General features: G+C 60.2%; 20 protein-coding genes. 10 read left to right on the top strand and 10 right to left on the bottom strand.

The window, feature by feature from the left end:
* The first annotated feature begins 24 nt into the window (after nucleotides 1-24).
* Complete coding sequence (locus ACKZ62_RS16465; RefSeq protein ID WP_032886837.1) at nucleotides 25-414, top strand: hypothetical protein; 390 nt, start codon at nucleotides 25-27, stop codon at nucleotides 412-414.
* 1 nt (nucleotide 415) lies between these two features.
* Here ACKZ62_RS16465 and ACKZ62_RS16470 read toward each other — a convergent pair whose 3' ends face one another.
* A complete protein-coding gene (locus ACKZ62_RS16470; protein WP_442116996.1) occupies nucleotides 416-1,015 on the bottom strand; it encodes an NAD(P)H-dependent oxidoreductase in 600 nt (199 codons plus the stop codon).
* 82 nt (nucleotides 1,016-1,097) lie between these two features.
* Here ACKZ62_RS16470 and ACKZ62_RS16475 point away from each other — a divergent pair, with 82 nt between their 5' ends.
* On the top strand, nucleotides 1,098-1,718 hold the full coding sequence (locus ACKZ62_RS16475; RefSeq protein WP_447095531.1) for a TetR/AcrR family transcriptional regulator: 621 nt from the start codon (nucleotides 1,098-1,100) through the stop codon (nucleotides 1,716-1,718).
* Nucleotides 1,719-1,776: 58 nt separating this feature from the next.
* Here the strand turns inward: ACKZ62_RS16475 and ACKZ62_RS16480 are convergent, their stop codons facing one another.
* Both ACKZ62_RS16480 and ACKZ62_RS16485 read right to left on the bottom strand, forming a co-directional pair.
* Nucleotides 1,777-2,454 carry a GNAT family N-acetyltransferase gene (locus ACKZ62_RS16480; protein ID WP_447095532.1) on the bottom strand — a complete coding sequence of 226 codons (678 nt, stop codon included), beginning with the start codon at nucleotides 2,452-2,454 and terminating at the stop codon, nucleotides 1,777-1,779.
* A gap of 56 nt (nucleotides 2,455-2,510) precedes the next feature.
* A complete protein-coding gene (locus tag ACKZ62_RS16485) occupies nucleotides 2,511-3,392 on the bottom strand; it encodes a LysR family transcriptional regulator (RefSeq protein WP_447095533.1) in 882 nt (293 codons plus the stop codon).
* 113 nt (nucleotides 3,393-3,505) lie between these two features.
* On the opposite strand from ACKZ62_RS16485, the gene ACKZ62_RS16490 reads away from it, so the two are divergent.
* From ACKZ62_RS16490 to ACKZ62_RS16500, 3 genes are all read left to right on the top strand, one after another.
* Entirely contained in the window at nucleotides 3,506-4,720 is a 1,215-nt protein-coding gene (locus ACKZ62_RS16490) for an MFS transporter (RefSeq protein ID WP_447095534.1), read from the top strand.
* Between the two features lie 81 nt (nucleotides 4,721-4,801).
* Nucleotides 4,802-5,653, top strand: coding sequence for a CAP domain-containing protein (locus tag ACKZ62_RS16495; protein WP_032886845.1), 852 nt, complete (start codon nucleotides 4,802-4,804; stop codon nucleotides 5,651-5,653).
* 172 nt (nucleotides 5,654-5,825) lie between these two features.
* A complete protein-coding gene (locus tag ACKZ62_RS16500) occupies nucleotides 5,826-8,012 on the top strand; it encodes a GAF domain-containing protein (RefSeq protein ID WP_095185858.1) in 2,187 nt (728 codons plus the stop codon).
* 8 nt (nucleotides 8,013-8,020) lie between these two features.
* Here the strand turns inward: ACKZ62_RS16500 and ACKZ62_RS16505 are convergent, their stop codons facing one another.
* From ACKZ62_RS16505 to ACKZ62_RS16520, 4 genes are all read right to left on the bottom strand, one after another.
* On the bottom strand, nucleotides 8,021-9,187 hold the full coding sequence (locus ACKZ62_RS16505) for a GGDEF domain-containing protein (RefSeq protein ID WP_032886848.1): 1,167 nt from the start codon (nucleotides 9,185-9,187) through the stop codon (nucleotides 8,021-8,023).
* Between the two features lie 51 nt (nucleotides 9,188-9,238).
* On the bottom strand, nucleotides 9,239-11,476 hold the full coding sequence (glgB, locus tag ACKZ62_RS16510; RefSeq protein WP_447095535.1) for a 1,4-alpha-glucan branching protein GlgB: 2,238 nt from the start codon (nucleotides 11,474-11,476) through the stop codon (nucleotides 9,239-9,241).
* Complete coding sequence (gene treS, locus ACKZ62_RS16515; RefSeq protein WP_179179132.1) at nucleotides 11,473-14,820, bottom strand: maltose alpha-D-glucosyltransferase; 3,348 nt, start codon at nucleotides 14,818-14,820, stop codon at nucleotides 11,473-11,475. The genes glgB and treS overlap by 4 nt, the downstream gene beginning before the upstream one ends.
* Nucleotides 14,821-14,911: 91 nt before the next feature.
* Nucleotides 14,912-16,900: an alpha-1,4-glucan--maltose-1-phosphate maltosyltransferase gene (locus ACKZ62_RS16520; protein WP_447095536.1), complete on the bottom strand. Its 1,989-nt coding sequence runs from the start codon at nucleotides 16,898-16,900 to the stop codon at nucleotides 14,912-14,914.
* A gap of 204 nt (nucleotides 16,901-17,104) precedes the next feature.
* On the opposite strand from ACKZ62_RS16520, the gene ACKZ62_RS16525 reads away from it, so the two are divergent.
* Nucleotides 17,105-17,281: a hypothetical protein gene (locus ACKZ62_RS16525; RefSeq protein ID WP_163033259.1), complete on the top strand. Its 177-nt coding sequence runs from the start codon at nucleotides 17,105-17,107 to the stop codon at nucleotides 17,279-17,281.
* Here ACKZ62_RS16525 and ACKZ62_RS16530 read toward each other — a convergent pair.
* On the bottom strand, nucleotides 17,259-17,750 hold the full coding sequence (locus ACKZ62_RS16530; RefSeq protein ID WP_032886852.1) for an MgtC/SapB family protein: 492 nt from the start codon (nucleotides 17,748-17,750) through the stop codon (nucleotides 17,259-17,261). The two genes, ACKZ62_RS16525 and ACKZ62_RS16530, sit on opposite strands and share 23 nt — an antisense overlap.
* Before the next feature lie 120 nt (nucleotides 17,751-17,870).
* Between ACKZ62_RS16530 and ACKZ62_RS16535 the strand changes: the two genes are divergently transcribed.
* The 3 genes from ACKZ62_RS16535 (at nucleotide 17,871) to mapR (ending at nucleotide 21,205) form a co-directional block, all read left to right on the top strand.
* Nucleotides 17,871-18,110, top strand: a complete 240-nt coding sequence (locus ACKZ62_RS16535; RefSeq protein ID WP_032886853.1) for a DUF3203 family protein — start codon at nucleotides 17,871-17,873, stop codon at nucleotides 18,108-18,110.
* A 184-nt stretch (nucleotides 18,111-18,294) separates the two neighbouring features.
* Nucleotides 18,295-19,704: a cytochrome c oxidase accessory protein CcoG gene (gene ccoG, locus ACKZ62_RS16540; RefSeq protein ID WP_447095537.1), complete on the top strand. Its 1,410-nt coding sequence runs from the start codon at nucleotides 18,295-18,297 to the stop codon at nucleotides 19,702-19,704.
* 91 nt (nucleotides 19,705-19,795) lie between these two features.
* Entirely contained in the window at nucleotides 19,796-21,205 is a 1,410-nt protein-coding gene (gene mapR / locus ACKZ62_RS16545) for a GntR family transcriptional regulator MpaR (protein WP_032886855.1), read from the top strand.
* A gap of 125 nt (nucleotides 21,206-21,330) precedes the next feature.
* Here the strand turns inward: mapR and ACKZ62_RS16550 are convergent, their stop codons facing one another.
* Nucleotides 21,331-22,077: an SDR family oxidoreductase gene (locus ACKZ62_RS16550; RefSeq protein WP_032886857.1), complete on the bottom strand. Its 747-nt coding sequence runs from the start codon at nucleotides 22,075-22,077 to the stop codon at nucleotides 21,331-21,333.
* Nucleotides 22,078-22,130: 53 nt separating this feature from the next.
* Nucleotides 22,131-24,227 carry an EAL domain-containing protein gene (locus ACKZ62_RS16555; protein WP_122764273.1) on the bottom strand — a complete coding sequence of 699 codons (2,097 nt, stop codon included), beginning with the start codon at nucleotides 24,225-24,227 and terminating at the stop codon, nucleotides 22,131-22,133.
* A gap of 435 nt (nucleotides 24,228-24,662) precedes the next feature.
* On the opposite strand from ACKZ62_RS16555, the gene ACKZ62_RS16560 reads away from it, so the two are divergent.
* On the top strand, nucleotides 24,663-25,232 hold the full coding sequence (locus tag ACKZ62_RS16560; RefSeq protein WP_095185864.1) for a hypothetical protein: 570 nt from the start codon (nucleotides 24,663-24,665) through the stop codon (nucleotides 25,230-25,232).
* Nucleotides 25,233-25,384 lie beyond the last annotated feature (152 nt).

The following is a 25,384-nucleotide window of genomic DNA, read 5'->3' on the forward strand; positions in this document are numbered from 1 at the left end:
CGCCGAAATGGGGAGGGAATGCACATGACAATTCGCCAACCCTGCCCACCCGGCGCCTGTGTCTGCGACCGCGAGCAATTGCTTGAAGCCCCCGGCGCCGACCTGCGCATCCTCAACCTCACGCGCCAGGAAGAAAAACGCCTGCTCGACCGCCTCGAAGACCTCAAGAGCCTGCAAGACCTGGAGCGCATGCAACAGCTGATGTACCAGCAACTGGGCATTCGCGTGCATATCGCGCCGGGACACACCGAGGTCAAAAGCATGCGCGGGATCCAGATCGTTATCGACGAACTACCGGGCATGTGCCGCAAGACTCGGCAATCGATCCCGGCGGCGATTCGCCGAGGCCTTGAGAAACGCCCGGAAATCGCCTACCGCCTGCTGGATGCCCACGACCTGTTTCGCGAAGGTTGACTCAACCGGCGACTGTCTCGGCTTCGAACAGCCGCTGCCCGATGGCCTTTGCCGTTTTCAGATGCGCCTCGGCTGCTCCGCCCTCTGAGTCCAACAACAACTCGGACGTCACCACCTTCGCCCCACAGTAATCAAAGATGCCGTAGTCGATCTGCGTGCGCATCGCCGTGGCATAGCCGTGGCGGTCAAACGCGCCGGCATCCGCAGCGCCGAGGGCCAACAGGTGCACCTGCAAATGCCGCAGTTTTTTCACCACTGGGGTATCCGGGCCGTAGTCGATCGCCCAGCCATTGACGAACACTCGATCGACCCACCCCTTGAGCAGCCCCGGCAGCGACCACCAGTAGATAGGGAAAGCGAGTACCAAGGCGTCGGCGCGGTCGAGGCGCGCCTGTTCAGCGAGCACATCGGCCGGTGGCGTGGCGTGGTTACGGTGTACGCGGTGGTCGGCGGCGGTGTAGCGCGGGTCGAAACCTTCGGCGGCGAGGTCGGCGATTTCGTAGGTGTGGCCGCAACTGCTGAGGCCTGCAGCGACTTGCGTGGCGATGCTGTGGGTGAGGGATTGTGGGTCGTGATGAGCAACAACGATCAGTGCGTGCATGACATTGACTCTCTTTCGGTTTAGGCTGGGCTTAGTTACTTTTGGTAAGTTAATTCAAATAAGTTACTTTTGGTATATAAGCATGTCAAGCACTGAATCCCCTGCCCCACGTCGTCGTTTGTCCCGTGAGGATCGCCTGCATCAATTGTTGGAAGTGGCCTGGCAACTGGTGCGCGAGGAAGGCACCGACGCCCTGACCCTGGGCCGCCTGGCGGAACTGGCGGGCGTGACCAAACCGGTGGTCTATGACCATTTCGTCACCCGTGCGGGGTTGTTGGCGGCGCTGTATGAAGACTTCGACGGGCGTCAGAACCAAGCCTTCGCCGATGCCATCGAGGCCAGCCGTGCAACCCTGCAAGACCGCGCCTGGGTCATCGCCGCGTCCTACGTGGACTGCGTGTTATTGCAGGGTCGGGAAATTCCGGGCGTGACCGCCGCGTTGAGCGGTTCACCGGAATTGGAAGCGCTGAAGCGCAAATACGAGGCCATTTTTCTCGACAAATGCCGTGACGCCCTGGCGCCCTTCGCCCCCAACGGCACGCTGTCACAAGCCGGCCTGCGGGCCATGCTGGGCGCGGCGGAAGCCTTGTCCCACGCAGCGGCCGACGGCGAAATCAGCCGAGAAGAAGCCCAGCACGAATTGTTGGCGATCCTATTGGCGATGGTTAACCGCGCGCCTGTTTTGTCGCCTGACCCACTGTAATCGCTGCCTCGCTAAAGCTCGGGAGCGCCTACAGGGGATCGGTGGTTGGCGCTCTGTTTCAGCCCCGCTCCTGCAAGAACAACCGGACTTTGCGCGTCAATTGGTCAAGATGCCGATCCCGCTGCTTCTCCGCGTCGACCATCGCCCGCTTGCCGTGTTTTTGCAGCAGGTAGGTATGGATCTGCCGCACTTCGAGGGAGCTATAGATCGCGGCTACGTCCAGCACGCCCATCAGGCCATCCGTGCCGTAGTCGCGGGTGTTCATCAGCACCTGGGTGCCACGTGCGGCGCGTACTTGAAAGCCCAGGGCTTCGAACGCAGGCACCTTTTCCACGACACACGCCAATTCGGCATGGGGATAGCGCGCCAGCACGTCTTGCATCATCCCCCGTGCCACGCCCTGGCGGCGCAAACCGGCTTTTACAGCCATGAAGGCAATGCCACAGGCTTCGGGATCATCCTTCACCGGTAGGCAAAGCAAAAAACCGATGACGGTCTCCGAGTCCTCGGCGTCGGTAGCCACGATCAGTTCGACGTCAATGCCCTTCTCCCCATTCAGCGCCTGCAGGTAAAGGTGCACTTCAAAGCCAACCGCATACTGGTAGATGTTGTAGAGCAGGTTACTCGGCGGCAACGCGACGCTGCTGATGTCAGTGAGGTTGTCTACCACCATCTGCAGGATCTGGCCGTTGATGGGCTCGGGGCATGGTGTGGTGTAGCGGGTAAGGCTGAACATGCAAATTCCTGGGGGTTCACGTCTAGGCAGCGGGGATTGTACCTGTTGCGCACGGTCTATTGCCCGCAGACCTCACGCAGGCATCCGCGCAGCCAGCGGTGCGCCAAGTCCGCGTTCAGCCGTGGGTGCCAGAGCATCGCCACAGTAAAGGTCGGCAACGTCAGCGGCAGGGCAAAGCAAAACAGGTCGCGACGGTGGGCGGTGTAGCGTTCCGGCACACTGGCGATCAGGTCGGTGTCGCGGGCCAGGGAGATGGCAGTGGAGAAACCCGCGACGATGCTGGTGATCTGCCGCGTGAAGCCCAAGGTTTCGAGCGCATCGTCGATCTGACCGCGCGCCTGCCCACGCCGCGAGACATAGACGTGCTGGCCCTCGGCATAACGCGCGACGCTGATTTCACCGCGACTCAGGGGATGGCCGTTACGCACTACGCCAATCAAGCGGTCGCGGAACAAAGCCTGGGTCAGCACTTCAGGGCTGGCAGTGGGATCGACCACGCCGGTTTCCAGATCGACACTGCCGTCGCGCAACAGCGTGCTGTCCTTGTCGTTTTTATTGATGAAACGCAGGCGCACGCCGGGCGCCTCTCGGGCGATGCGTGCCAGCAGCGCCGGGCCAAAGTTTTCGACGAACTCTTCACTAGTGCGCAAGGTGAAGGTGCGCGCCACCACCGCCATGTCCACAAACTGCGCAGGCCGCAGCACCGCGTGGGCAGCCTGAACCAAATCACTGACCTGTTCACGCAGCTCCACCGCCCGTGGCGTGGGCACCAGGCCGCGACCGGCGCGCACCAGCAATGGGTCGCCGGTGGTTTCACGCAGGCGGGCCAAGGCGCGACTCATGGCCGAGGGGCTCAAACCCAGGCGCTTGGCCGCGCCGGCGACGCTGCCTTCGGCAAGCAGCACATCCAGGGTGATCAGCAAATTCAGATCAGGCATAAGAGGTTCTCATCAGGCGTTTGGTGCAGGTATTCACTGCAACTCCTGCGTCTTCCGCCATGTTAGGCGACGCCGTAGATTTGTGACAATTGCCTTCATTCAAGGAATTGCCCATGTCTACGTCCCCGCGCGGCAGCCTCATCAGCCTGTCGCTGTCCATGCTGCTGGCCTCACTCGGCACCAGCATCGCCAATGTGGGCCTGCCCAGCCTGACGCAGGCGTTCGACGCGTCCTTCCACGCCGTGCAGTGGGTGGTGCTGGCGTATCTGCTGGCGATCACGGCGGTGATCCTCAGCGCCGGTCGCCTGGGTGATCGCCTGGGGCGGCGTCGGTTGTTAATAGGCGGCTTGCTGCTGTTCAGCCTGGCCTGCGGGCTGTGCGGCGGCGCGTCCTCGCTCAACGCGCTGATTGCCGCGCGCAGCCTGCAAGGCCTTGGTGCAGCCATCATGATGGCCATGACCTTGGGCATGGTCGGCGATACCGTGCCCCAGGGCCGCACCGGCCGAGTGATGGGTTTGCTGGGCACCATGTCGGCGGTCGGAACCGCCATGGGCCCCAGCGTCGGAGGCGTGTTGCTGAGCCTGTGGGGCTGGCGTGCATTATTTCTGGTGGGCGTGCCGCTGGGCCTGCTGGCCGTCGCCCTTGCCTGGCGTTTTCTGCCGGTGGATCAGCGACACACGCCGGCATCCAGCGACCTGGGTATCTGGGCGTTGTTAAAGGATTCGTCATTGCGCACGGGCTTGGCGATGAGCGCGCTGGTAGCGGCGGTGATCATGGCCACCTTTGTTGTCGGGCCGTTTTACCTGTCCCGTGGTTTGGGGCTCGACCCAGCCTCGATGGGTCTGGCCATGGCGGTCGGGCCCTGTGTCGCAGCAATCACCGGCATACCGGCGGGCCGCCTGACCGACCGCCTGGGCAGCCAACGCATGACCTGCAGCGGACTCGGCATTCTGCTGTGCGGCGCCCTGCTGCTGACGTTGGCTTCGGAGTTGTTCACCTACCTGGGCGCGCTGATTGTTTTGACGGCGGGCTACAGCCTCTTCCAGGCGGCGAACAATACCGCCGTGATGCGCAATGTCGCTGCGATTCGGCGCGGCACGGTCTCGGGTCTATTGAACCTGTCGCGCAACCTCGGCCTGATTGTCGGTGCTTGGGCACTCAGCGCCGTATTCGCCTGGACTGCACCCGATATAACCCACGCCACCCCACAATCACTGGCGAATGGCCTGCACGCCACCTTCGCCGTCGCGTGCGGCCTGATCCTCCTGGCCGCAGTGATGGCATCGGGCCGCAACCGCGCCGTGAACGGCCTTCATAACCCCCACTGAGGCAAAAAAACAAAAAAGGCGTTGCGCCAGATGGGGTTACATCGCGCATCATGGGCACTTTCAAGCTCAAGGGTAACGTCCATGCGCGTTCTGTCATTGATGATGGGTCTTACGACGCTGGCCGCCAGTACGGTGTTCTGCGCCAGCGCGATGGCGAATGAAGAAAGTCAGCTGGTGCAACAGATCAACGAGTACCGCAGCCAGGTGCAGCGCTGCGGTGACCAGGGTTCCCAGGAACTGCCGCCACTGGCGAGCGACACACGGCTGGTGCTGCCGGCCACTAACGTCGGCGACCTTCAGCAGGCGCTGGCCCGGGCCGCGTATCCGATGGTGAACGTGCAGGCCATCAGCCTGTCCGGTCCCAAGGATGCTCAGTCCGCCATGAAGGCGGTGCGCGAGAGCTTCTGCCGGGTGGTGCTGGATCCGCAATTTATCGACATCGGCGTGAGCAACAGCGGTCAGGACTGGCGCATCGTGCTGGCCCGGCCCTTACTGTCCAGCGGACTGGGGGATTGGCAGACTGAAGGCCGGAAACTGCTGGACTTGATCAACGCCGCCCGTACACAACCTCGCCAATGCGGCACCCAGGCATTTACCGCGACCACCCCGTTGTCGTGGAACGACACCCTGGCCAGCGCCGCCAACAGCCACACGCGCAACATGGCCAACGGCAATTTCTTCGACCATCTGGACCACGACGGCCGCACGCCCGGCGACCGCGCCGAGCTGGCCGGTTACATCGCCAAAAACATCGGCGAAAACATCGCCGCCGGTCTGGACACCCCGCGCAAGGTTGTCGATGGCTGGCTCGCCAGCCCCGGTCATTGTGCCAACCTGATGAACCCGCAATTTCGAGAACTGGGCGCGGCCTACGCCATGGACCCGAAGAGTGATGCGGGCATTTACTGGACCGGTTTGTTCGGCACGCAATGAAGGTTGGGCAAGCGCCCAACCTCGGCGGATCCAAACGACTCAAATGAGTAAAGCATCAAAACGCCATCTATCGGATAATTGCGCTGAACTGGCAGCGTTCAACCGGGTCTGTAGCTTTGCGCCACCCACTGAAAGGCGCGCTGAAGACTCTCGATAACAAGGTGTTCCCCCAATGATGAATTGGCTGCAAAGCAGCAGCGACATGGCTGAACGGGTAATTCAGCATGATTGGGCCAACACGCCTCTCGGTCCGCTGGAGCAATGGCCGGACGTTCTGAAGACCACCGTCGCGCTGTGTTTCGCGTCGAGCTTTCCCCAGGCCATTGTCTGGGGGCCCCAGTTGATCACGATCTACAACGACGCCTTTATTCCGATACTGGGCAATAAGCCCTATGCCTTGGGAAGACCGTTCAGTGACATATGGCGCGAGGTGTGGGCTGACGTCAGCCATATCGCCGACGCGGCGTTCCAGGGGCATGCCACCTATATCGAAAACTTTCCCCTCGTGGTTGAACGCGGCCAGGCGCGGGAACAAGCCTACTTCACTTTCTGCTATAGCCCGATCCGTGATCCCCAAGGCCACGTGGTCGGCTTGCTCGACACCGTGACCGAAACCACTGCCACGGTGTTTCTCGCCAGACGCCTGGAAGTGCTGGATGCCATTGGCAACGCCGTGGTCAATGCGGCCGATGCCGAAGCCATCATGACCCGCACTACCCAGTTGCTCGCCGAACACCTGCAAGTGAGCAATTGCGCCTACGCCGACATGGACGCCGATGAAGACGGCTTTACCATTCGCGACAACTGGACCGCGCCCGGCTCGCCGAGCATTGTCGGTCGCTACAGCCTGGCGGCGTTCGGCGAGGCGGCCGTCAACTGCCTGCGGGCTGGCGAGCCTCTGGTGATCTGCGACAACCTGCGCGAGCTGCCACCCGAAGAGTCTGCGGCCTTCCAGTCCCTGGGGGTGACTGCGACTATCTGCATGCCTCTGATCAAGAACGGACGCCTGACTGCATTGATGGCCGTCCACGACAAATCCCCACGCCCATGGTCACCCTACGACCTGGCCTTGTTGAGGGAAGTCACCGAGCGCTCCTGGGCCCATATCGAACGCGTGCGCGCCGATGCCGAGGTCCGTGAAGGTCTGGCAGCGTATGCCGAGCTGAACACCTACCTGGAACAGCGGGTGGAGGAACGCACGCAGGCGCTGGCCCAAGCCGAAGCCGCGTTGCACCAATCCCAGAAACTCGAAGCCATCGGGCAGTTGACCGGCGGGGTCGCCCATGACTTCAACAACCTGCTCACGATCATTCGCTCCTCGGTGGATTTTTTGCGGCAGCCAGGCCTGTCGGAAGAGCGCCGCCAGCGCTACATGAGCGCCGTTTCGGATACCGTGGAGCGGGCCAGCAAGCTGACCAGCCAGTTGCTCGCCTTTGCCCGTCGACAACCGCTCAACCCGGAGGTCTTCGACGTAGGCCAGCGGGTACAGAACATTGGCGAGATGCTGGAAAGCGTCACCGGCGCACGCATTCAGGTGCAGGTCGAGATGCCGTCACAGGCCTGTTTCGCCCGCATCGACGCGAGCCAGTTTGAAACCGCGCTGATCAACATCGCCCTCAATGCCCGGGACGCCATGGGCGGCCAGGGTACGCTGAGCCTACGGGTGGTCGGGCGCAAGCCGCTGCCACGTATCCGTGGCGATGCGGGGTCACGCCAACCCTATATCGCCATCTCCATGGCTGATACCGGGCCGGGTATTGCCGCCGACACCGTGGAGCGGATTTTCGAGCCGTTCTTTACCACCAAGGCCGTCGGCAAAGGCACCGGCCTGGGTCTGTCGCAGGTCTTCGGGTTCGCCAAGCAGTCGGGGGGCAATATCGATGTGTCCAGCACGCCCGGCCAAGGCAGCGTATTTACCCTGTATTTGCCCCAGGTCGAAGCACAGGATGTGCCGCCCCAAAGCCCTCAGGGAACGCTCGCCATGCCCCACGACACAACCCAGTGTCGGGTGCTGATCGTGGAAGACAACCTGGAGGTCGGCCGGTTTGCCCGACAAATCCTTGAAGACTTGGGCTATCAGACCGCCTGGGCGACCGATGCCGAACAAGCCCTGAGCTTGGCCGGCCAGGATGGAATGGCCTTTGACGTCATCTTCTCCGACGTCGTGATGCCCGGTATCACCGGCGTCGCCATGGCCAAGCTGCTACGCCAGCGTCGTGCCGACCTGCCGGTGGTGTTGACCTCGGGTTACAGCGAGGAGCTGGCAGAAAGCGGCTATGAAGGCTTCGAGTTTCTGCCCAAGCCTTACTCGGCCGAACAACTTTCGCAGGTATTGATCAAGGCAACACTCAAGGACTGAGCGTCGCCCTACTCCGCCACGGCCACTTGGTTGCGGCCCAGCGCCTTGGCCCGGTACAGCGCCTTGTCGGCGGTGTTCATCAGGCCATGCAAGTCCCCATCCAGCGCATGGGCCGAGGCAACACCCAAGCTGGCTGAAAGCCCCGTGACCGGTTCGGCCGGCAATCCGGAAATAGCCTTGATCAATTGCTCGGCGATACCCCGTGCGGTTTCCAGCGAGGTATTGGGCAGCAATACCGCAAACTCCTCACCACCCAGACGACCATACACATCAGACTTGCGAAACGACGCACTGATCACCCCTCCAATCTGGCGCAACACTTGGTCGCCGGCCTGGTGTCCGTAGGTGTCGTTGATGTGCTTGAAGTGGTCCATGTCCAGCATCAGCGCGCACAGCGGCTGTTGGTTGTGTCGGCATTGTGCGTACAGCGAATGGGCATGTTCGAAGAATGCACGACGGTTCATCAGCCCGGTCAGCTCATCGGTCTGTGCGGCACGGGTTGAAATGTTGTGGGCTCTTTCCATTTGCCGAGTCAGGCGAAACGCCTTTTCCAGCGCATCGGACAATTTGCGCGTGGCGCTGGCGACAAAGGTCGTGAACACCAGCACCGCGATGGCAACACCCACCTGCATGGGAGCCGGCTGGAACAGCAGCCAGAAGGTGCACGGCAGCAATACCAGGCCGATAGACGCCAGCGTCATGTAGCGATAGGCCGAGTAACACGACACCGCGCTGACCGACATGCCCACGGTGAACAACATCACCAGCACCTGGGACAGCCGATCATCCGCTGGCATCACCGCTAACGCACCGGCGCCCCAGATACCGGCAGAGAGCACGAGAGTGACCCAGTAGCGGCGCTCCCAGCGAGCCGGCGTGCGCTCGCTGTTGGGGCAGCGAAACCAGTCCATGAACATCTTCACTCGCAGCAGCGACGACGCTGTGAGCAACAGCATCCAGACCAGCATAACGTCGTGGTCGAAGCGATCCCAACACAGCCAGCAGAGCATGGTAGCCGCCAGGTAACTGCCCAAAATGGCGGCAAATGACTGCCGGAACAGCTGGTGCAGACGGTCAGTCCGCACCTGCTCCTCTATAACGCAATCCTGGTCCTGCTCACGCCCAAGGCCATTCATGAAATTCGCCTGATTCGACTGCCATGACAAAGGCGCCATTGTGGCACCCTGCCAGCACCGCGGACAACTGAATCCCGCGCGGCAGAGCGGTTAACCCCCTTCAGGTCGCAGAATCAACACCCCCAGCGGCGGCAAATTCAGCGACAGCGACACCGGTTGCCCATGGCGCGGTTCATCCTGGGTAAAGACTTCGCCGCCATTACCGAAGTTGGAACCGGCATACATGTCCGCATCACTGTTGATCACCTCACTCCAGCGCCCGGCAAACGGCACACCAACGGAATAGGACTCGCGCGGCACCGGTGTGAAGTTAGCCACCACCAGCACGGGCTTGCCGTCTTTGCTCCAGCGCAGCCACGCGTAGACACTGTTGATCGCGTCATCGCCGATCAGCCATTGGAAACCTTGCGGCGCATCGTCCTGCTCGTGCAGGGCCGGCTCTTCGCGGTACAGACGGTTCAAGTCGCCGACCAGCTTCTGCACGCCTTTGTGCTCGGCGTACTGCAACAAGTACCAGTCCAGTTGCTGGTCGTGGTTCCACTCGCGCCACTGGCCGAATTCGCAGCCCATGAACAACAGCTTCTTGCCGGGATGCATCCACATGAACGCCAGGTAGGCACGCAGGTTGGCAAATTTCTGCCAGCGGTCGCCGGGCATCTTGTCGATCAACGAGTGCTTGCCGTGCACCACCTCATCGTGGGAAATCGGCAGGATAAAACGCTCGGACCAGGCATACACCAGGCCAAAGCTCAGCTCGTTGTGGTGATGGGCGCGATACACCGGGTCTTGCTGGATGTAATGCAGCGAATCGTGCATCCAACCCATGTTCCACTTGTAGTTGAAGCCCAGGCCGCCCTGTTGGGTCGGCTGGCTCACACCGGGCCAGGCGGTGGATTCCTCGGCGATCACCAACGCGCCGGGAGCTTCCAAGGCCACTACGTCGTTCAGGTGACGCAGGAAGTCGATGGCTTCCAGGTTCTCCCGACCGCCGTGGCGGTTGGGCACCCATTCACCAGCCTTGCGCGAGTAATCGCGGTACAGCATCGACGCCACCGCATCCACACGCAGCCCGTCGATATGGAAGTGTTTAAGCCAATGCAGGGCCGACGCCAGCATAAAGCCGTGAACTTCGGTGCGGCCCAGGTTGTAGATCAGCGTGTCCCAATCCTGGTGGAAACCTTCCAGCGGGTTGGCGTATTCGTACAGCGCCGTGCCGTCAAACTGTGCCAGCCCGTGGGTATCGGTGGGGAAATGCGCCGGAACCCAGTCAAGGATCACGCCGATATCGGCCTGGTGCAGCGCATTGACGAAATAAGCGAAATCTTCCGGCGAGCCAAAGCGCGCACTCGGGGCGAACTGCGACAACGCTTGATAGCCCCAAGAGCCACCAAACGGGTGCTCCATGATCGGCATCAGTTCGATATGGGTGAAACCCAGTTGCTGCACGTACGGGATCAGCCGTTCCGTCAGTTCACGCCAGCCGTATTGGCGGGCGACTTCGCCGGCATCGTCCAGCTCGCATTGCCAGGAACCCACGTGCAACTCATAGATCGACAGCGGTGCAGTGGATTTCTGCTTTTCGCTGCGCGACTGCATCCACTCATGGTCCTGCCAATCCACCTGCAACGGCGGAGCGACTTTCGACGCAGTGTCCGGCGGCAGTTGAGTGGCCAATGCCATGGGGTCAGCCTTGAGCGGCAAAATCCCATTGGCACCCAGGATCTCGTACTTGTAGGCCGCACCCGGTTGCAGACGCGGGATAAACAGCTCCCATACGCCCGAAGGATGGCGCAGGCGCATCGGATGGCGGCGACCGTCCCAGATATTGAAATCGCCCACCACCGACACCCGCCGCGCATTCGGCGCCCACACGGCAAAGCGCACACCCTGCACGCCATCGACGCTGGTCACCTGTGCACCCAGGCAGCTGCTGAGGTCGCGATGGTTGCCTTCGGCAAACAGGTACAGGTCCATTTCGCCCAGCAACAACTGGCTGAAACTGTAGGGGTCTTCGGTAATTTGCTCACCGCCGGCCCACTGGATCTTCAGCAGGTAGGCCTGGCGCGTGGTGAAGTGCCCGACAAACAAGCCCGGCACCTGGGTCGCGTCCAGGCTGCCGATCGGCTCGCCACTGTCCTGCGCCAACACCTGGACGCTCAGAGCTTCCGGCAGGAATGCGCGGATAAATTGCCCACCCTGCTCGTCATCATGTGGCCCGAGGATCGAGAACGGGTCATGGTGCTCGGCGCGCACCAGCGCTTCGACGTCCTTGGACGCCGGCATGGCAGTCAACTTGGGCTGCAGCGGTTCTTTATGCGTGTAATTCATGACGTCTCCCCACCGCGTGCAGTTTTAGATAGAGGTGCTAGCCCGCTGAGCAACCCGTGCAGCCCTTGCAGGGGCACCGGTAGCCAGGTCGGGCGATTCTCCGCTTCGTAAGCCACTTCGTACGCGGCCTTCTCCAGGCTGAACAAGGTCAGCGCGGCGTCCTGGCCTTTGGCATCCTGCCAGTCATGCGCCAGTGTAGACGTAGCTGCCTGATAAGCCTGGATAAATGCCTCGCGTGCTTCATTCAGATAGCGATCGGTCACGCGCCTGCGGGCCAGATCGGCTTGCGGCGAATGATCCACACCTTGCACATTCAAGGCCATGGCCGCCGCGTAATCAAACGAGCGCAGTACGCCGCTCACATCTTTATACGGGCTGTGCTTGCCACGCCGCTCATGCAATGGCCTGGCTGGCTCGCCTTCAAAGTCGATCAGATAAGCATCGCCCTTCACCACCAGTACCTGGCCCAGGTGCAAATCACCGTGAACCCGAATACGCAGCCCGCCCAACGTGGCTTTCGCCAACGCCTGGACATGGGCGCCGATGGCTTTTTTCTGCGCCAGCAAGTCACTGACCAGTGCCTGATCCGCCGGGTTCAATGTGTGTTGATGCAACTTGAGCAATTGCAGCGCGCGGTCAAGCTGTGCGCCCACGTCCTTGGCCCAGGCCTGAGTGTCCTTGGCCGTAGTGACCTCGGGTTTGAAGTCCTTGTTGTCAGTCTTCGCGCCTAGCACCAGGTGCATTTCCCCCAAGCGCTGGCCGAGCAACCCGGCAAAGTCCGCCAGTTCACCCAAGGCGTTGTAGTGCTGTTCCTGCTCGGAGATGGCCTGCGCCAGTTCATCGCGAATCGCGCGTTCCAGGTTGTTCTGAGTCCAGCTCCAAGCGTCGCCCTGATTGCTCAAGTAACCCTGGGCAATCATCAGCAGGTTGTCCTGGCCGTCGGCGTCGCGACGAATCATCGAGCCCAGCAGCGGCGAGATATTCGGGTAATCGGCGGCGGTGAGGTAGGCGCTCATTTCCAGCTCCGGGTGTACGCCGGCGCTGACTTTGCGGATCAACTTGAGCACCAGGCTCTCGCCTACCACCACCGAACTGTTGGACTGCTCGGCGGACAAGTAGCGTACTTGGGCGTCGTCCGTCAGTTGCAGCGGGGCCAGGTGCGGCGTGGCTTCAAAGCGTAAATCGCCTTCGCTGGAAGTGAGCACCGTACCCGCCTGCAGACCCTGGATCACCGCGCGGATGAAGTGCTCCAGGCTGAAGGCATCGGTGACCAGCCCCACCTGCCGCGTACGCCGCACACGAGCCAGGGCCAATTGTTGCGGCAAGGCACTGGTGAACTGATCTTCACCCAGGAAGCCAAAGGGCAGTTGATAGCGACTGACTTGGCCGCCGCTGGTGACATCAATTTCACTGAGCAACACCGGATGCTCCGGGTCGCCAAACCGCACGCCGTAAGCGATGTTCACGCTGTCGATGGCGGTGTCCTTACCGGCGAACCAGCGCCGCTTGGGCAGCCAGGCCGGCAACGAGGTCTGCTCCAGGGTGGTGCGACAAGGTTCTTCGAGCAATTCTTCCATGCGTTTTTTCAGTACCAGAGTGGTGAAGTCAGGGATGCTCTGCGCCGGTTCCACATGCCAACTGGGCATCTGGTTTTCCGCCGCCAGTACAAACCAATAGAAGCCGTAGGGCGCCAGCGTCAGCAGGAAATTCAACTGGCCAATCGGCGGGAAAGCGTTTCCGCCAAGCATCTCCACCGGCACCATTCCCGCGAAGGCAGAGAGGTCCAATTCCGCCGCCTGGGCGCTGCGGGACACGTTGGCCACACACAGGATAATTTCCGTACGGCCGTCTTCCCCGGTGTATTCACGGGTATAGGCCAGGATGCGGCGATTGCTCGGCGAGAGCATTTTCAAACTGCCCCGCCCAAACGCCTTGGATTGCTTGCGCACCGCCAACATGCGCCGATTCCAGTTGAGCAGTGAGTGCGGGTCTTGAGTCTGGGTTTCGACATTGACCGACTGGTAGCCGTACAGCGGGTCCATGATCGGCGGCAGCACCAGGCTGGCCGGATCGGCGCGGGAGAAGCCGCCGTTACGGTCGATGGACCACTGCATCGGCGTGCGCACACCGTCGCGGTCGCCGAGGTAGATGTTATCGCCCATGCCGATTTCATCGCCGTAATACAACGTCGGCGTACCGGGCATCGACAGCAGCAGGCTGTTAAGCAATTCCACGCGACGGCGATCCCGCTCCAGCAACGGTGCCAGTCGGCGACGAATCCCCAGGTTGATGCGCGCGCGCCGATCTGCGGCGTAGTAATTCCACAGGTAATCGCGCTCTTTGTCGGTGACCATTTCAAGGGTCAACTCATCGTGGTTGCGCAGGAAGATTGCCCATTGGCAGTTGGCAGGAATCTCCGGGGTCTGGCGCAAAATATCGGTGATGGGGAAGCGATCTTCCTGGGCCAGGGCCATGTACATGCGCGGCATCAGCGGGAAGTGGAACGCCATGTGGCATTCATCGCCGTCGTCGCCCTTTTTGTCACCGAAATACAGCTGAGTGTCTTCCGGCCATTGATTGGCTTCGGCGAGCAACATGCGGTCCGGGTAGTTGGCGTCGATTTCGGCGCGGATCTGCTTGAGCACATCGTGGGTTTCGGGAAGGTTCTCGTTGTTGGTGCCGTCGCGCTCGATCAAGTACGGGATGGCGTCCAGGCGCAGGCCATCAATGCCCATGTCCAGCCAGTAACGCATCACCGACAGCACGGCCTTCATCACTTGCGGGTTGTCGAAATTGAGGTCGGGCTGGTGAGAATAAAAACGGTGCCAGAAGTACTGGCCGGCGACCGGGTCCCAAGTCCAGTTGGACTTCTCGGTGTCGAGGAAAATGATGCGCGTGCCATCGTACTTCTGGTCGTCATCGGACCACACATAGAAGTCCCGCGCCGCCGAACCTGGCTTGGCCTTGCGGGCGCGCTGGAACCACGGGTGCTGGTCGGAGGTGTGGTTGATCACCAGCTCAGTGATCACCCGCAATCCACGCTTATGGGCCTCGGCGATAAAGCGCTTGGCGTCGGCCAGGGTGCCGTAGTCGCTGTGTACGCCACGGTATTCGGCGATGTCGTAGCCGTCATCGCGGCGAGGCGAGGGATAAAACGGCAATAACCAAATGGTATTCACGCCGAGGTCGGCGATGTAATCGAGCTTGGCGATCAACCCGGGGAAGTCACCGATGCCGTCGTTGTTGGAGTCAAAAAAGGATTTGACGTGAACCTGGTAGATCACCGCGTCCTTGTACCAGAGCGGGTCTTTGATAAAGGTGGCAGGGTTAGGTTTCTTCGCCATTGGAAACTCCTGAATGACTTAAATTCTGCGGACGCGATGCGATCGTTGTGGGAGTGGGCAAGCCCCCTCCCACAATGGATCTGCGCAAGACTTAGGCAACCGTGATGCGCCAGATTCCAAACGGCATCTGCGGATCAAGGCGTGTCCATTGGGTCTTGCCATACCAGGTCCAGCGATGGCCGTTCATCAGGTCTTCGCCTTGGGTCTGCGCATCATCCGGCAGCCCCAGTTCCCACAGCGGCAACTCAAAGTGCGCTTCCTGGGCGTTGAATGGATCGAGGTTGATCGCCACCAGAATGAAGTTACTGCCATCCTCACTGCGCTTGCCGAAGTACAGGATGTTGTCATTCCAGGCGGTGTAGAGCTTCAACCCCAAATGCGTCTGCAACGCCGGATTTTGCCGGCGGATACGGTTGAGCTGGGCAATCTCGGCAATGATGTTGCCGGGCGCGGTGAAGTCCCGTGGGCGGATTTCATATTTCTCCGAGTCCAGGTATTCCTCTTTGCCCGGCACCGGCGCTGATTCACACAGTTCAAAACCGGAATACATGCCCCACAGGCCCGAGCCCATGGTCGCCAGCGCGGCCCGGATCAAAAAGCCTGGGCGGCCGGACTCGTGCAGGAAGGCTGGGTTAATGTCCGGCGTATTGACGAAGAAGTTCGGCCGGTAGCACTCGCGCCACGGCGACTGGTTCAACTGAGTGAAGTACTCGCTCAGTTCAGCCTTGGTATTGCGCCAGGTGAAGTAGGTGTAGCTCTGGGAATAACCGACCTTGCCCAGCCGCGCCATCATCGCAGGCGTGGTGAAGGCTTCAGCCAGGAAGATCACCTCGGGGTACTTTGAACGAACATCGCTGATCAGCCATTGCCAGAACGGCAGCGGTTTGGTGTGGGGGTTGTCGACGCGAAAGGTCTTCACGCCCTCTTCCACCCAGCCCACTACGATGTCGCGCAACTCCGTCCAGAGACTGGGAATCGCGTCCGCCGCATAGAAGTCGACGTTAACGATGTCCTGGTACTTTTTCGGCGGGTTTTCGGCGTATTTGATCGTCCCGTCCGGACGCCAGTTGAACCAACCCGGATGCTGCTTGAGCCACGGGTGATCCTGGGAGCACTGGATGGCAAAGTCCAAGGCGATTTCCAGGCCATGATCAGCGGCAGCCTGGACCAGGCGGCGGAAATCATCGCGACTGCCCAGTTGCGGGTGGATGGCTTCGTGGCCGCCCTCCTCACTGCCAATGGCGTACGGGCTGCCCGGATCGTCAGGGCCGGCGGTGAGGGAATTGTTCCTGCCCTTGCGGTGGCTGCGGCCGATGGGGTGGATCGGCGGGAAGTACAGCACGTCGAAGCCCATGTCATGGATCATCGGCAGGCGTGCGTGCACATCGTTGAAGGTGCCGTGACGGGCCGGATCATCAGTGATCGAGCGCGGAAACAGCTCGTACCAGCTGGCGAATTGCGCCGCTTCACGCTCCACATCAATCGGGTATACGGCACTGATGCTCAAATAGGCGCGGTGATCGGCCTGAGTCATCAAATGTGCACTGTCTTCGTGCAGAAACATTGCGACCTGCTCGGTTTCCAGCAGGCCGGACAGTTCGTGGTGCAGCAGCATCAAGCGATCGCGCAGTTCGTTGTCACTGCGTTCCGCGGCCTGCAACACCAGGCTGCGGCCTTCCTGCAACTCCAGGCTGACCGGCACACCGGCCTCGTGTTTTTTGCGCAACTCGTAGCAAAAGCTGGCGAAGGTATCGATCCAGGCTTCGATGCAGTATTCGTGAGGGCCCTGGTCGGTGACGGTAAATGCGCCCTCCCAACCGTTGTTGCCCACATCCGCCATCACCACGCTGTGCCAGCTTTCGTCCTGCAGCGGGCGCCAGCGGATTAATACCGCGAGTTTGTCATGGCCATCGGCGAACACCTTGCTGGTCACGGTAACCCGCTGGCCCACTGCGGCCTTAACGGCGAATTCACCGCCATCAATCACAGGCATGGTGCTTTCGATTGCAATCCTGGGCAGCAACAGCGCCTGGGACAGCGGCAATAAGGAAACATCTGGAACCTGAGTTTCAGCAGTCATCGAGCATCTTCCCCTTACGCCCTGTGGACGCTCTTTGCTTGATCCGAATTCTGAGACGGCGACGCTCTCCCTGAGCAAGGCCGTAATAGGTCCGAGCCTGAGGCTTGGTCAAAAGTTCAGGTGGATGTTCCGCCATTGAGCGGGGAATCAAATCGCCCGGGCGGTTGTCCACCGGTAGAGCAAAGCACAAAGGAGGCCACACCGATGAATATCCCGATCCCGGCTGAAACCCCTGATCCTAATATCGACAATCCGACCCTGCCGCCCACCGAACCGGAGCCGATTCCAGAAAAAGAGCCGCCCGAAAATGAGCCGCCACCGGTGGAAGAGCCGCCGACAACCATGCCCCCTGTGATCGTCAGTCCTTCTCGAAACGCTTGACGATTTTCGGCATCACGCTGAACACCGCCAAGGCCAGCAACGTACTCAGGACCGCTGTCGATTCCCGGCCCAACCCGGCCGAGACCCCAATCGCAGCGGTCATCCACAGGCCGGCGGCGGTGGTCAGGCCTTTGACATGCCCCTCCTCATCATCCTTGCCTTTGATAATCGTGCCTGCGCCGAGAAAGCCGATCCCCGCGATCACGCCCTGCACCACGCGACTCATAGCATCCGCCTGATTACCTGACATCTGCGGCACCATCACAAACAGCGCGGCGCCCAACGCCACCAGCATGTGGGTCCGTACCCCGGCGGCCTTGCCCTTGCTCTCGCGCTCAAAACCCAGGATGCCGCCGAGTACGGCGGCGATCAGCAGGCGCACGGTGATCTGGGTCAGTTGTTTGGCATCGCCGATATCGGCGAACTCGGCCTGCAGGGTTTGCCACACTTCATGCCACCAAGCGTCCATGGATCCTGTCCTTTAAAGAAGCGGTTAAGTCATGGACAGCGCCTACCGCCAGTCAGTTGCCTTGAACCACGCCACGGCACCATCCCCTAAGGTTCATAGCCGATGAGAAAGGAGTTCGACATGACCCTGCGTATTGAAAACCACCTGTGCTATTTCACGCTCGACGACAATGGCCAGGAACAGAGCGTCCCCGCCACCCGAGTGAAGATATTGACGGACGATGACAAGTCCATGTCCTACGTAGAACTTGCGGGCGAGCGCACCTACATCACCGAAGCTGAAGCAGACGCCTTGACCGTCGAAGGCGCGACAGACGGACGCAACCATGTGAAGGCCACTGAGCCTGGTTCGCTGATTTGATTGATCTGTATCATTACCGCTGAAATGCCCCTGCACCCCAGGCGCGCCGGGGTGCAGCAGATTGTCGCAGAGCTCACCACACGGACCATCTGATCCGCTTTTTATCGCGCTAGCTGAGTCTGTTATGCAAACAGTCCCCGGCCCATAGTTCATCCGCCTGATGGAGGCTGATGAGCGAACGACCATGAGCGAACGAATCCCAACCGTGGAAACCTTTGAGCCCATACACCCAAAGAAGGTGAAGGCCAAATCCAGCGACACCCTGATCCATACCCGCAGCTTCACCGGACTGTTCCGCACCTTGCGCGTAGCCGGTGCCGGCTTTCTGTTCCTGGCGTTTTTCGGCACCGTGTGGCTGAACTGGGGCGGGCGCCAAGCCGTGCTGTGGGATCTGGCGGAAAGCAAATTCCATATTTTTGGCGCGACGTTCTGGCCCCAGGATTTCATCCTGCTGTCGGCGCTGCTGATTATCTGCGCCTTCGGCCTGTTCGCGATCACCGTGTTCGCCGGCCGCGTGTGGTGCGGCTATACCTGCCCGCAAAGCTCGTTCACGTGGTTGTTTATGTGGTGCGAAAAGGTCACTGAGGGCGAACGTAACCAACGCATCAAGCTGCAAGCCGCGCCCTGGAGCCTCAACAAACTGGCAAGGCGCTCGGCCAAGCACACGCTGTGGCTGGGCATCAGCGTGCTGACTGGGCTGACCTTTGTCGGATACTTCACGCCTATCCGCCCGTTGGCCGAGGACCTGCTGACTTGGCAAATGGGGGGCGTGAGCCTGTTCTGGGTACTGTTTTTCACCGCCGCGACCTACATCAATGCCGGTTGGCTGCGTGAGGCGGTGTGCATGCACATGTGTCCGTATGCGCGGTTCCAGAGCGTGATGTTCGATAAAGACACCCTGACCATTTCCTACGACAGCGCCCGTGGCGAGAACCGTGGCCCGCGCAAACGCGAGGTCAAGCCGGCCGATGTCGGCCTGGGTGACTGCATTGACTGCCACCTGTGCGTGCAGGTCTGCCCCACCGGCATTGATATCCGCGATGGCCTGCAAATGGAATGCATCGGCTGCGCGGCCTGCATCGACGCCTGTGATTCGATCATGGACAAAATGGGTTATGCCCGTGGTCTGGTGAGCTATACCAGCGAGCATCAACTGCAAGGCGGCAAAACCCGTCTGCTACGGCCCCGTCTGATCGGCTACAGTGCGGTGCTGCTGGTGATGATTGCCGCGCTGGTAGTAGCACTGGTGGAGCGGCCGATGGTGTCGCTGGACGTGACCAAAGACCGTGGCATGTTCCGCGAAAACGCCCAGGGCCAGATCGAAAACATCTACAGCCTCAAGGTCATCAACAAGACCCAGCAACGCCAGGATTATCGGGTGGAGCTCGTGGAGGCCGACGGCTTCCAACTGCAAGGCAAGACCGAGATCAGCCTGGCGCCGGGGGAAATCATAGATGTGCCGGTGTCGGTGGCATTGCTCGCGGAGAAACCCGCGAGCAGTTCCCAGACGTTGCGCTTCAAAGTGATGGATCTAGATGAGCCGGGGATCTATAGCGTTGCCGACAGCCGCTTTGTGGCGCCGTTGAACCGCTGAGATCTATCTAAATCAGTGAGAATCCGATGTGGGAGCGGCTTGCCCTCTCCCGGATTGGATCTGCGCTCGTATAAACATTGTTAAGGCCCCTATGAAACGCTACGAAAAATTCGCCGAAGACATTGCCGAACTGATCCGCTCTGGCGTCCTGGGGCCTGGCCAACGTGTGCCGTCGGTGCGCTACGCCAGCCAAACCTACGGCGTCAGCCCGTCCACGGTGTTCCAGGCCTATTACCTGCTGGAACGCCGCGGCCTGATCCGTGCGCGGCCGCGTTCCGGCTACTTCGTCAACACCCATGCACCGAGCCCGTTCTCTGAGCCGGCGGTGAGCGAGCAGGTGCACGAGTCCACCGAGGTGGATGTCAGCGAGTTGGTGTTTTCCGTGCTCGACTCGATCAAAGACCCCAATACAGTGCCCTTCGGCTCGGCGTTCCCCAGCCCGATGCTGTTCCCGTTGCAGCGCCTGGCCCGATCCCTGGCCAGCGCCAGCCGTGAAATGGACCCGCGCCTGGTGGTCACCGACATGTCGCCGGGCAATCCGCAGTTGCGTCGACAAATTGCCCTGCGCTACATGGTCGGCGGCCTGATGCTGCCGATGGAAGAACTGCTGATCACCAATGGCGCCCTGGAAGCCCTGAACCTGTGCCTGCAAGCCGTGACGGAACCCGGCGATCTGGTGGCCATCGAGGCTCCGGCGTTCTATGCCTGCCTGCAAGTGCTGGAACGCCTGAAGCTCAAGGCGGTGGAAATTCCGGTGCACCCGCGCGACGGCATCGACCTCGGCGCCCTGGCGCAAGCCCTTGCGCGTTATCCGATCAAGGCCTGCTGGACCATGACCAGTTTCCAGAACCCCATGGGCGCAACGTTGCCGGAAGAAAAGAAGCAGGCGCTGGTTGAGCTGTTGCGCAGTCACCAGGTGCCGCTGATTGAGGACGATGTGTACGCCGAGCTGTATTACGGGCAACAGGCGCCCAAGCCGGCCAAAGCCTTCGACACCGAAGGACTGGTGATGCACTGCGGTTCCTTTGCCAAGAGCCTGGCGCCCGGCTACCGCGTCGGCTGGGTCGCCGCCGGGCGCTATGCGCAAAAGGTCGAACGTCTCAAGCTGATGACCTCGCTGTGCCCGTCAATGCCGGCCCAGGCGGCGATTGCCGACTACCTGCAACATGGCGGCTATGACCGCCACCTGCGCAAATTGCGTTATGCCCTGGAAGAACAACAAAGCGCCATGCTCGCCGCCATCGCTCGGTATTTCCCGGCGCAAACCCGCGTCAGCCAGCCGGCCGGAGGGTATTTCCTGTGGCTGGAATTGCCGGAGCAAACGGACTCATTGAAGTTGTTCCAGATGGCGCTGGCGCAAGGCATCAGCATTGCACCGGGGCCGATTTTTTCGGCGACCCAGCGCTTCAGAAACTGTATTCGCCTGAACTATGGCAGCCCGTGGACCGAGGCCTCGGAGAAGGCGATGGAGACGTTGGGGCGGATTGTGCGGTCGTTTTGAGGGAGGGGGGTTGCTCTTTCTGACGCCATCGGGAGCAAGCCCCCTCCCACACTTGGACTGTGTGAACCCGATCAAAATGTGGGAGGGGGCTTGCTCCCGATGGCGCCCGCACAGACGCTGCCGACTCAACGGCCGCCACCCAAATCTAAAAAAGTCCCGGTGGCATACGACGCCTTATCCGACAACAACCAGATAATCGCTTCCGCCACTTCATCCGGCCGCCCTCCACGGGCCATGGGAATGCCGGACTCCAGCTTGCTGACCCGATCCGGGTCGCCGCTCAGGGCGTGGAAGTCGGTAAAGATATAGCCGGGGCGTACTGCGTTGACGCGGATACCCTCACCTGCCACTTCTTTGGAAAGGCCGATGGTGAAGGTGTCGAGGGCGCCCTTGGAGGCTGCATAGTCCACGTATTCACCCGGCGAACCCAGGCGCGCCGCCACCGAGGACACGTTGACGATGCTGCCACCCTGCCCGCCATGTTTGGGCGACATGCGCAACACCGCGTGCTTGGCACACAGGATCGGCCCCAGCACATTGGTCCTCATGATGTTAAGGATGCGGAATTCGGACATCTCATCGACCCGAGACTTGTGCGCCACGGTGCCGGCATTGTTGACCAGGGCGGTCACGCGGCCCAACTCGGCGTCGACGCGATGAAACAACGCAATCACTTCATCTTCGATGCTGACATCAGCTCGCACAGCAATCGCCTGGGCACCCAGGCCACGGACCTGCTCCAGTACGCCCAGGGCGGCTTTTTCATCGGAGCGGTAGTTGATGCAGATGCGATAGCCTTCGCGCGCCGCCAGCAGTGCCGTTTCGGCGCCAATACCGCGACTGCCCCCGGTGATGATGACAACTTTGTCCATGCGTACGGTCTCCTGATCCAACCTGGCGTTAGGGTTGGATCCGATACTAACCGTCAGGCACTGTTTTTGTCAGGCGCCTGTGCGTCCTCGGCCCGCAGAATATCCGCCATGAAACCATCGGCCGGCAGCGGATGCCCCAGCAAGTAACCCTGCAGGGAGTTACAGCCCAGCCGCGTGAGGAAACTCTGCTGCACGTCCGTTTCCACGCCTTCGGCGACAATCCGCAATCCCAAGGCCTGGCCGAGGGCAACGATGGCCGAAACGATGGCGGCGTCATCGCTGTCGTGCTCAAGGTCGCGCACAAAACCGCGGTCGATCTTCAACTCGTTGGCCGGCAGCCGCTTGAGGTACATCAGGCTGGAATAGCCGGTGCCGAAGTCATCGATGGACAGGTCGACGCCCATGTCCGAGAGCTGCTGCAACACCGTCATACTCGCGTCGGCATCGCTCATGGCGGTGGTTTCGGTGATCTCCAGGGTCAGGCTGTTGGCCGGCAACTGATGACGATCAAGGGCGTCGGCCACACTCTTGACCAGCCCCGCATGGCAGAACTGCAACGCCGACAGGTTCACGGCGATGCGCCAATGCTCATAACCCAGCGCGTACCACACGCTCATCTGACGGCAGGCTTCATTAAGCACCCACTCGCCGATGGGAATGATCAAGCCAGTCTTTTCCGCCAGTTCGATAAAGGTGGCCGGCAACAACAGGCCCTGCTGCGGATGCTCCCAGCGCACCAGCGCTTCGGCGCCCACCGCAATACCACTGACCGCATCGAACTTGGGTTGGTAGTACAAGCGAAATTGCTCTTGGTCGAGGGCGTTGCGCAGGTCCTGCAACAACTGCAATTGCTTGCGCGCATTGGTGTTCATCGACACGTCGAAAAAGCTGTAGCCGTTCTTGCCCATGCCCTTGGCGTGGTACATCGCGGCGTCGGCGTTCATCAACAATTCCTGGGGGTTGCCACCGTTACCTGGGAACACAGCGATGCCGATACTGGCCGAGATTTTCAGCTCATGCTCGGCCACCTGGAATGAGCGGTTGATCAGCCCGACCTGCCGCTCGGCCAAGCGCAGGGCATCGTCTGGCTGGCTCAGTTGCACCAACAGCACAAATTCATCACCGCCGATGCGCGCCAGGGTGTCGTGGCCGCGCAAGTCTTCGCGCAGGCGCAGGCCGACTTCGCGCAGCAACTGGTCGCCCATGTGATGGCCAAAGGCATCGTTGACTGGCTTGAAGCCATCCAGGTCGATAAACATCAAGGCGAAGCAACCGCCCTGCTCGTTAACCGCCTGTATGGCCTGTTGAATCCGATCGGCCAGCAACGTGCGGTTAGGCAGACCGGTGAGCATGTCATGCAGGGCCAGGTGGGTCAGCTCCTGATTGGCCAGGCTGAGGGAATCGGCGAGCACCGCGGTGCGGGCCTCCAGCCGAGCGTCGAGCAACGAGGTCAGCAATGCGATGGCAAGCACCGCCAGGGTGGTGACCAGCACCAAGTTATCCAGGCCCTTGCCGGTCAAGCCGTCCAACGCGGCAGCGCAGTAGCTTTCATCGGCAAAGCGTGCTGCGGCCATTCCGGTGTAATGCATACCGACGATGGCAAACCCCATCACCACCGCCGCCCCGCCGCGTGCCAGGCGTACATACGGCGTGTTGCGCCGCAGGTTGAAAGCTATCTGCAAAGCGGCGCCCGAGGCCACGACCGCTATTAACAGAGAAGCTCCAAACAAGGTGGGGTCGTAGTCGATACCGGGGGTCATGCGCATCGCGGCCATGCCGGTGTAATGCATGGTGGCAATGCCGGTGCCCATGACCAGCGCGCCAAACACCAATTGCCAGGCGGGCAAGCGCGGTTGGCTGACCAGCCATAAGGCAAAGCCGCTGGACATCACCGCGATCAACAACGACAGCGCGGTAATGCCGATATCGAAGCCCAAGGCAAACGGCAGGCGCAGGGCCAGCATGCCGATGAAGTGCATCGACCAGACGCCCACGCCCATGGCCAATGCCCCGCCGGCCATCCACAAATAAACCGCGCGGCCCTTGGCGGTCGCAATGCGGCCAGTCAGGTCCAGCGCGGTATAAGAGGCCAGGATCGCAACGCACAGGGAGATCACGACGAGGGAGGTTGAATAACTACCGATGAGCATGGGATTTCTCGCGGGCAACAGTTTTGAGACGTCCGTGCCAGGGTGGCAAAGCGCGCGATTGTAGCGAGATTAATTCTGGTGCAGGTGATTAATTATCATAGGGCCATCACCTGTAATTTGACGTCAAACTACTGGCCAGGTCCGGAGTGGTCTATAGCTCGTGTGCGACGTCACCTGCGTATCAAAGGCAGTGTGTCGCTTCAGTGTTGGCGGGTCTCGGGATAACAAAAACTAAAAATTTTAGAGAATTGTTACCCCTTTTCCAGTATAGACGCCCGTATTTAGAAATCGGGTTTAACACAAACTCCCAGCATCCTGCACTCCATAAAATAAAATTTTTATTCCGTAAGGATATATAAAACTGTCATATCTTACAGGTGACTTTCATGCTGAGAGCGATAAACTTTACTCCACATGACATTCGGAGTTTCAGAAATGGCCATCATCGCACTTCTATACCCTAATAACACTGAGAACACTGGCCACCTGAAAGGCACTCAATGTATTCGAGACAAAGGCGGCGAAATCAAGTCTTATAGAATCGAAAACATCGGAGATGCTCAAGCAGTGACCGATATAACACCCTATGTAGAGCGAAAAATTGCTGAACGCGGCACTTTCCCCATTGACGATGGCGAGTACGTAGTAAGCACTCATCTATGTTATGACAAACAAATATGTTATGAAAAACAAAAAATATATGAAGTCTGGGGGAGAATCGACGCTTTCGAGGACACGGTCATTACCTATCATTTTCCCGGTGGAAAAGAATACCAATTAACCGACGGAGATAACCGAGTATTGAAATTTCGAGTCGCTTGTAAAGTTGACCAAATTCTAAAATACCTACCACGGTACACAAAAATAATTCTGGAATACAAAGGTCGCTCTACAACAGAATTTGGGAGTTTGATATCGTATAACCATGACTCTTTAGAGCTGCATGTTGAGAACAACTCCAAGTCATACAAATTTGCTGATTTAATATCTCTCAGAGCCATTTAACTCAGGTTGGCAAACAATGATGAGTGAGCCGAACAAAGAGCCCTTTCGTTCGGCTATCGCGCGTTGGCCTGTTGATCTTCGCTCAGCAACTACAGACTCAATTGGCTAAGACCGCACCAAGTGCGCGCAACAAGTCCTGACCACGTAGCATT

The sequence above is a fragment of the Pseudomonas sivasensis genome, assembly GCF_052938085.1.

Bases quoted from the DNA above. Each gene is read 5' to 3' on its own strand.
- ACKZ62_RS16465 (WP_032886837.1), top strand. From the start codon at position 25: ATGACAATTCGCCAACCCTGCCCACCCGGCGCCTGTGTCTGCGACCGC.
- ACKZ62_RS16470 (WP_442116996.1), bottom strand. From the start codon at position 1,015: ATGCACGCACTGATCGTTGTTGCTCATCACGACCCACAATCCCTCACC.
- ACKZ62_RS16475 (WP_447095531.1), top strand. From the start codon at position 1,098: ATGTCAAGCACTGAATCCCCTGCCCCACGTCGTCGTTTGTCCCGTGAG.
- ACKZ62_RS16480 (WP_447095532.1), bottom strand. From the start codon at position 2,454: ATGTTCAGCCTTACCCGCTACACCACACCATGCCCCGAGCCCATCAAC.
- ACKZ62_RS16485 (WP_447095533.1), bottom strand. From the start codon at position 3,392: ATGCCTGATCTGAATTTGCTGATCACCCTGGATGTGCTGCTTGCCGAA.
- ACKZ62_RS16490 (WP_447095534.1), top strand. From the start codon at position 3,506: ATGTCTACGTCCCCGCGCGGCAGCCTCATCAGCCTGTCGCTGTCCATG.
- ACKZ62_RS16495 (WP_032886845.1), top strand. From the start codon at position 4,802: ATGCGCGTTCTGTCATTGATGATGGGTCTTACGACGCTGGCCGCCAGT.
- ACKZ62_RS16500 (WP_095185858.1), top strand. From the start codon at position 5,826: ATGATGAATTGGCTGCAAAGCAGCAGCGACATGGCTGAACGGGTAATT.
- ACKZ62_RS16505 (WP_032886848.1), bottom strand. From the start codon at position 9,187: ATGGCGCCTTTGTCATGGCAGTCGAATCAGGCGAATTTCATGAATGGC.
- glgB (WP_447095535.1), bottom strand. From the start codon at position 11,476: ATGAATTACACGCATAAAGAACCGCTGCAGCCCAAGTTGACTGCCATG.
- treS (WP_179179132.1), bottom strand. From the start codon at position 14,820: ATGGCGAAGAAACCTAACCCTGCCACCTTTATCAAAGACCCGCTCTGG.
- ACKZ62_RS16520 (WP_447095536.1), bottom strand. From the start codon at position 16,900: ATGACTGCTGAAACTCAGGTTCCAGATGTTTCCTTATTGCCGCTGTCC.
- ACKZ62_RS16525 (WP_163033259.1), top strand. From the start codon at position 17,105: ATGAATATCCCGATCCCGGCTGAAACCCCTGATCCTAATATCGACAAT.
- ACKZ62_RS16530 (WP_032886852.1), bottom strand. From the start codon at position 17,750: ATGGACGCTTGGTGGCATGAAGTGTGGCAAACCCTGCAGGCCGAGTTC.
- ACKZ62_RS16535 (WP_032886853.1), top strand. From the start codon at position 17,871: ATGACCCTGCGTATTGAAAACCACCTGTGCTATTTCACGCTCGACGAC.
- ccoG (WP_447095537.1), top strand. From the start codon at position 18,295: ATGAGCGAACGAATCCCAACCGTGGAAACCTTTGAGCCCATACACCCA.
- mapR (WP_032886855.1), top strand. From the start codon at position 19,796: ATGAAACGCTACGAAAAATTCGCCGAAGACATTGCCGAACTGATCCGC.
- ACKZ62_RS16550 (WP_032886857.1), bottom strand. From the start codon at position 22,077: ATGGACAAAGTTGTCATCATCACCGGGGGCAGTCGCGGTATTGGCGCC.
- ACKZ62_RS16555 (WP_122764273.1), bottom strand. From the start codon at position 24,227: ATGCTCATCGGTAGTTATTCAACCTCCCTCGTCGTGATCTCCCTGTGC.
- ACKZ62_RS16560 (WP_095185864.1), top strand. From the start codon at position 24,663: ATGGCCATCATCGCACTTCTATACCCTAATAACACTGAGAACACTGGC.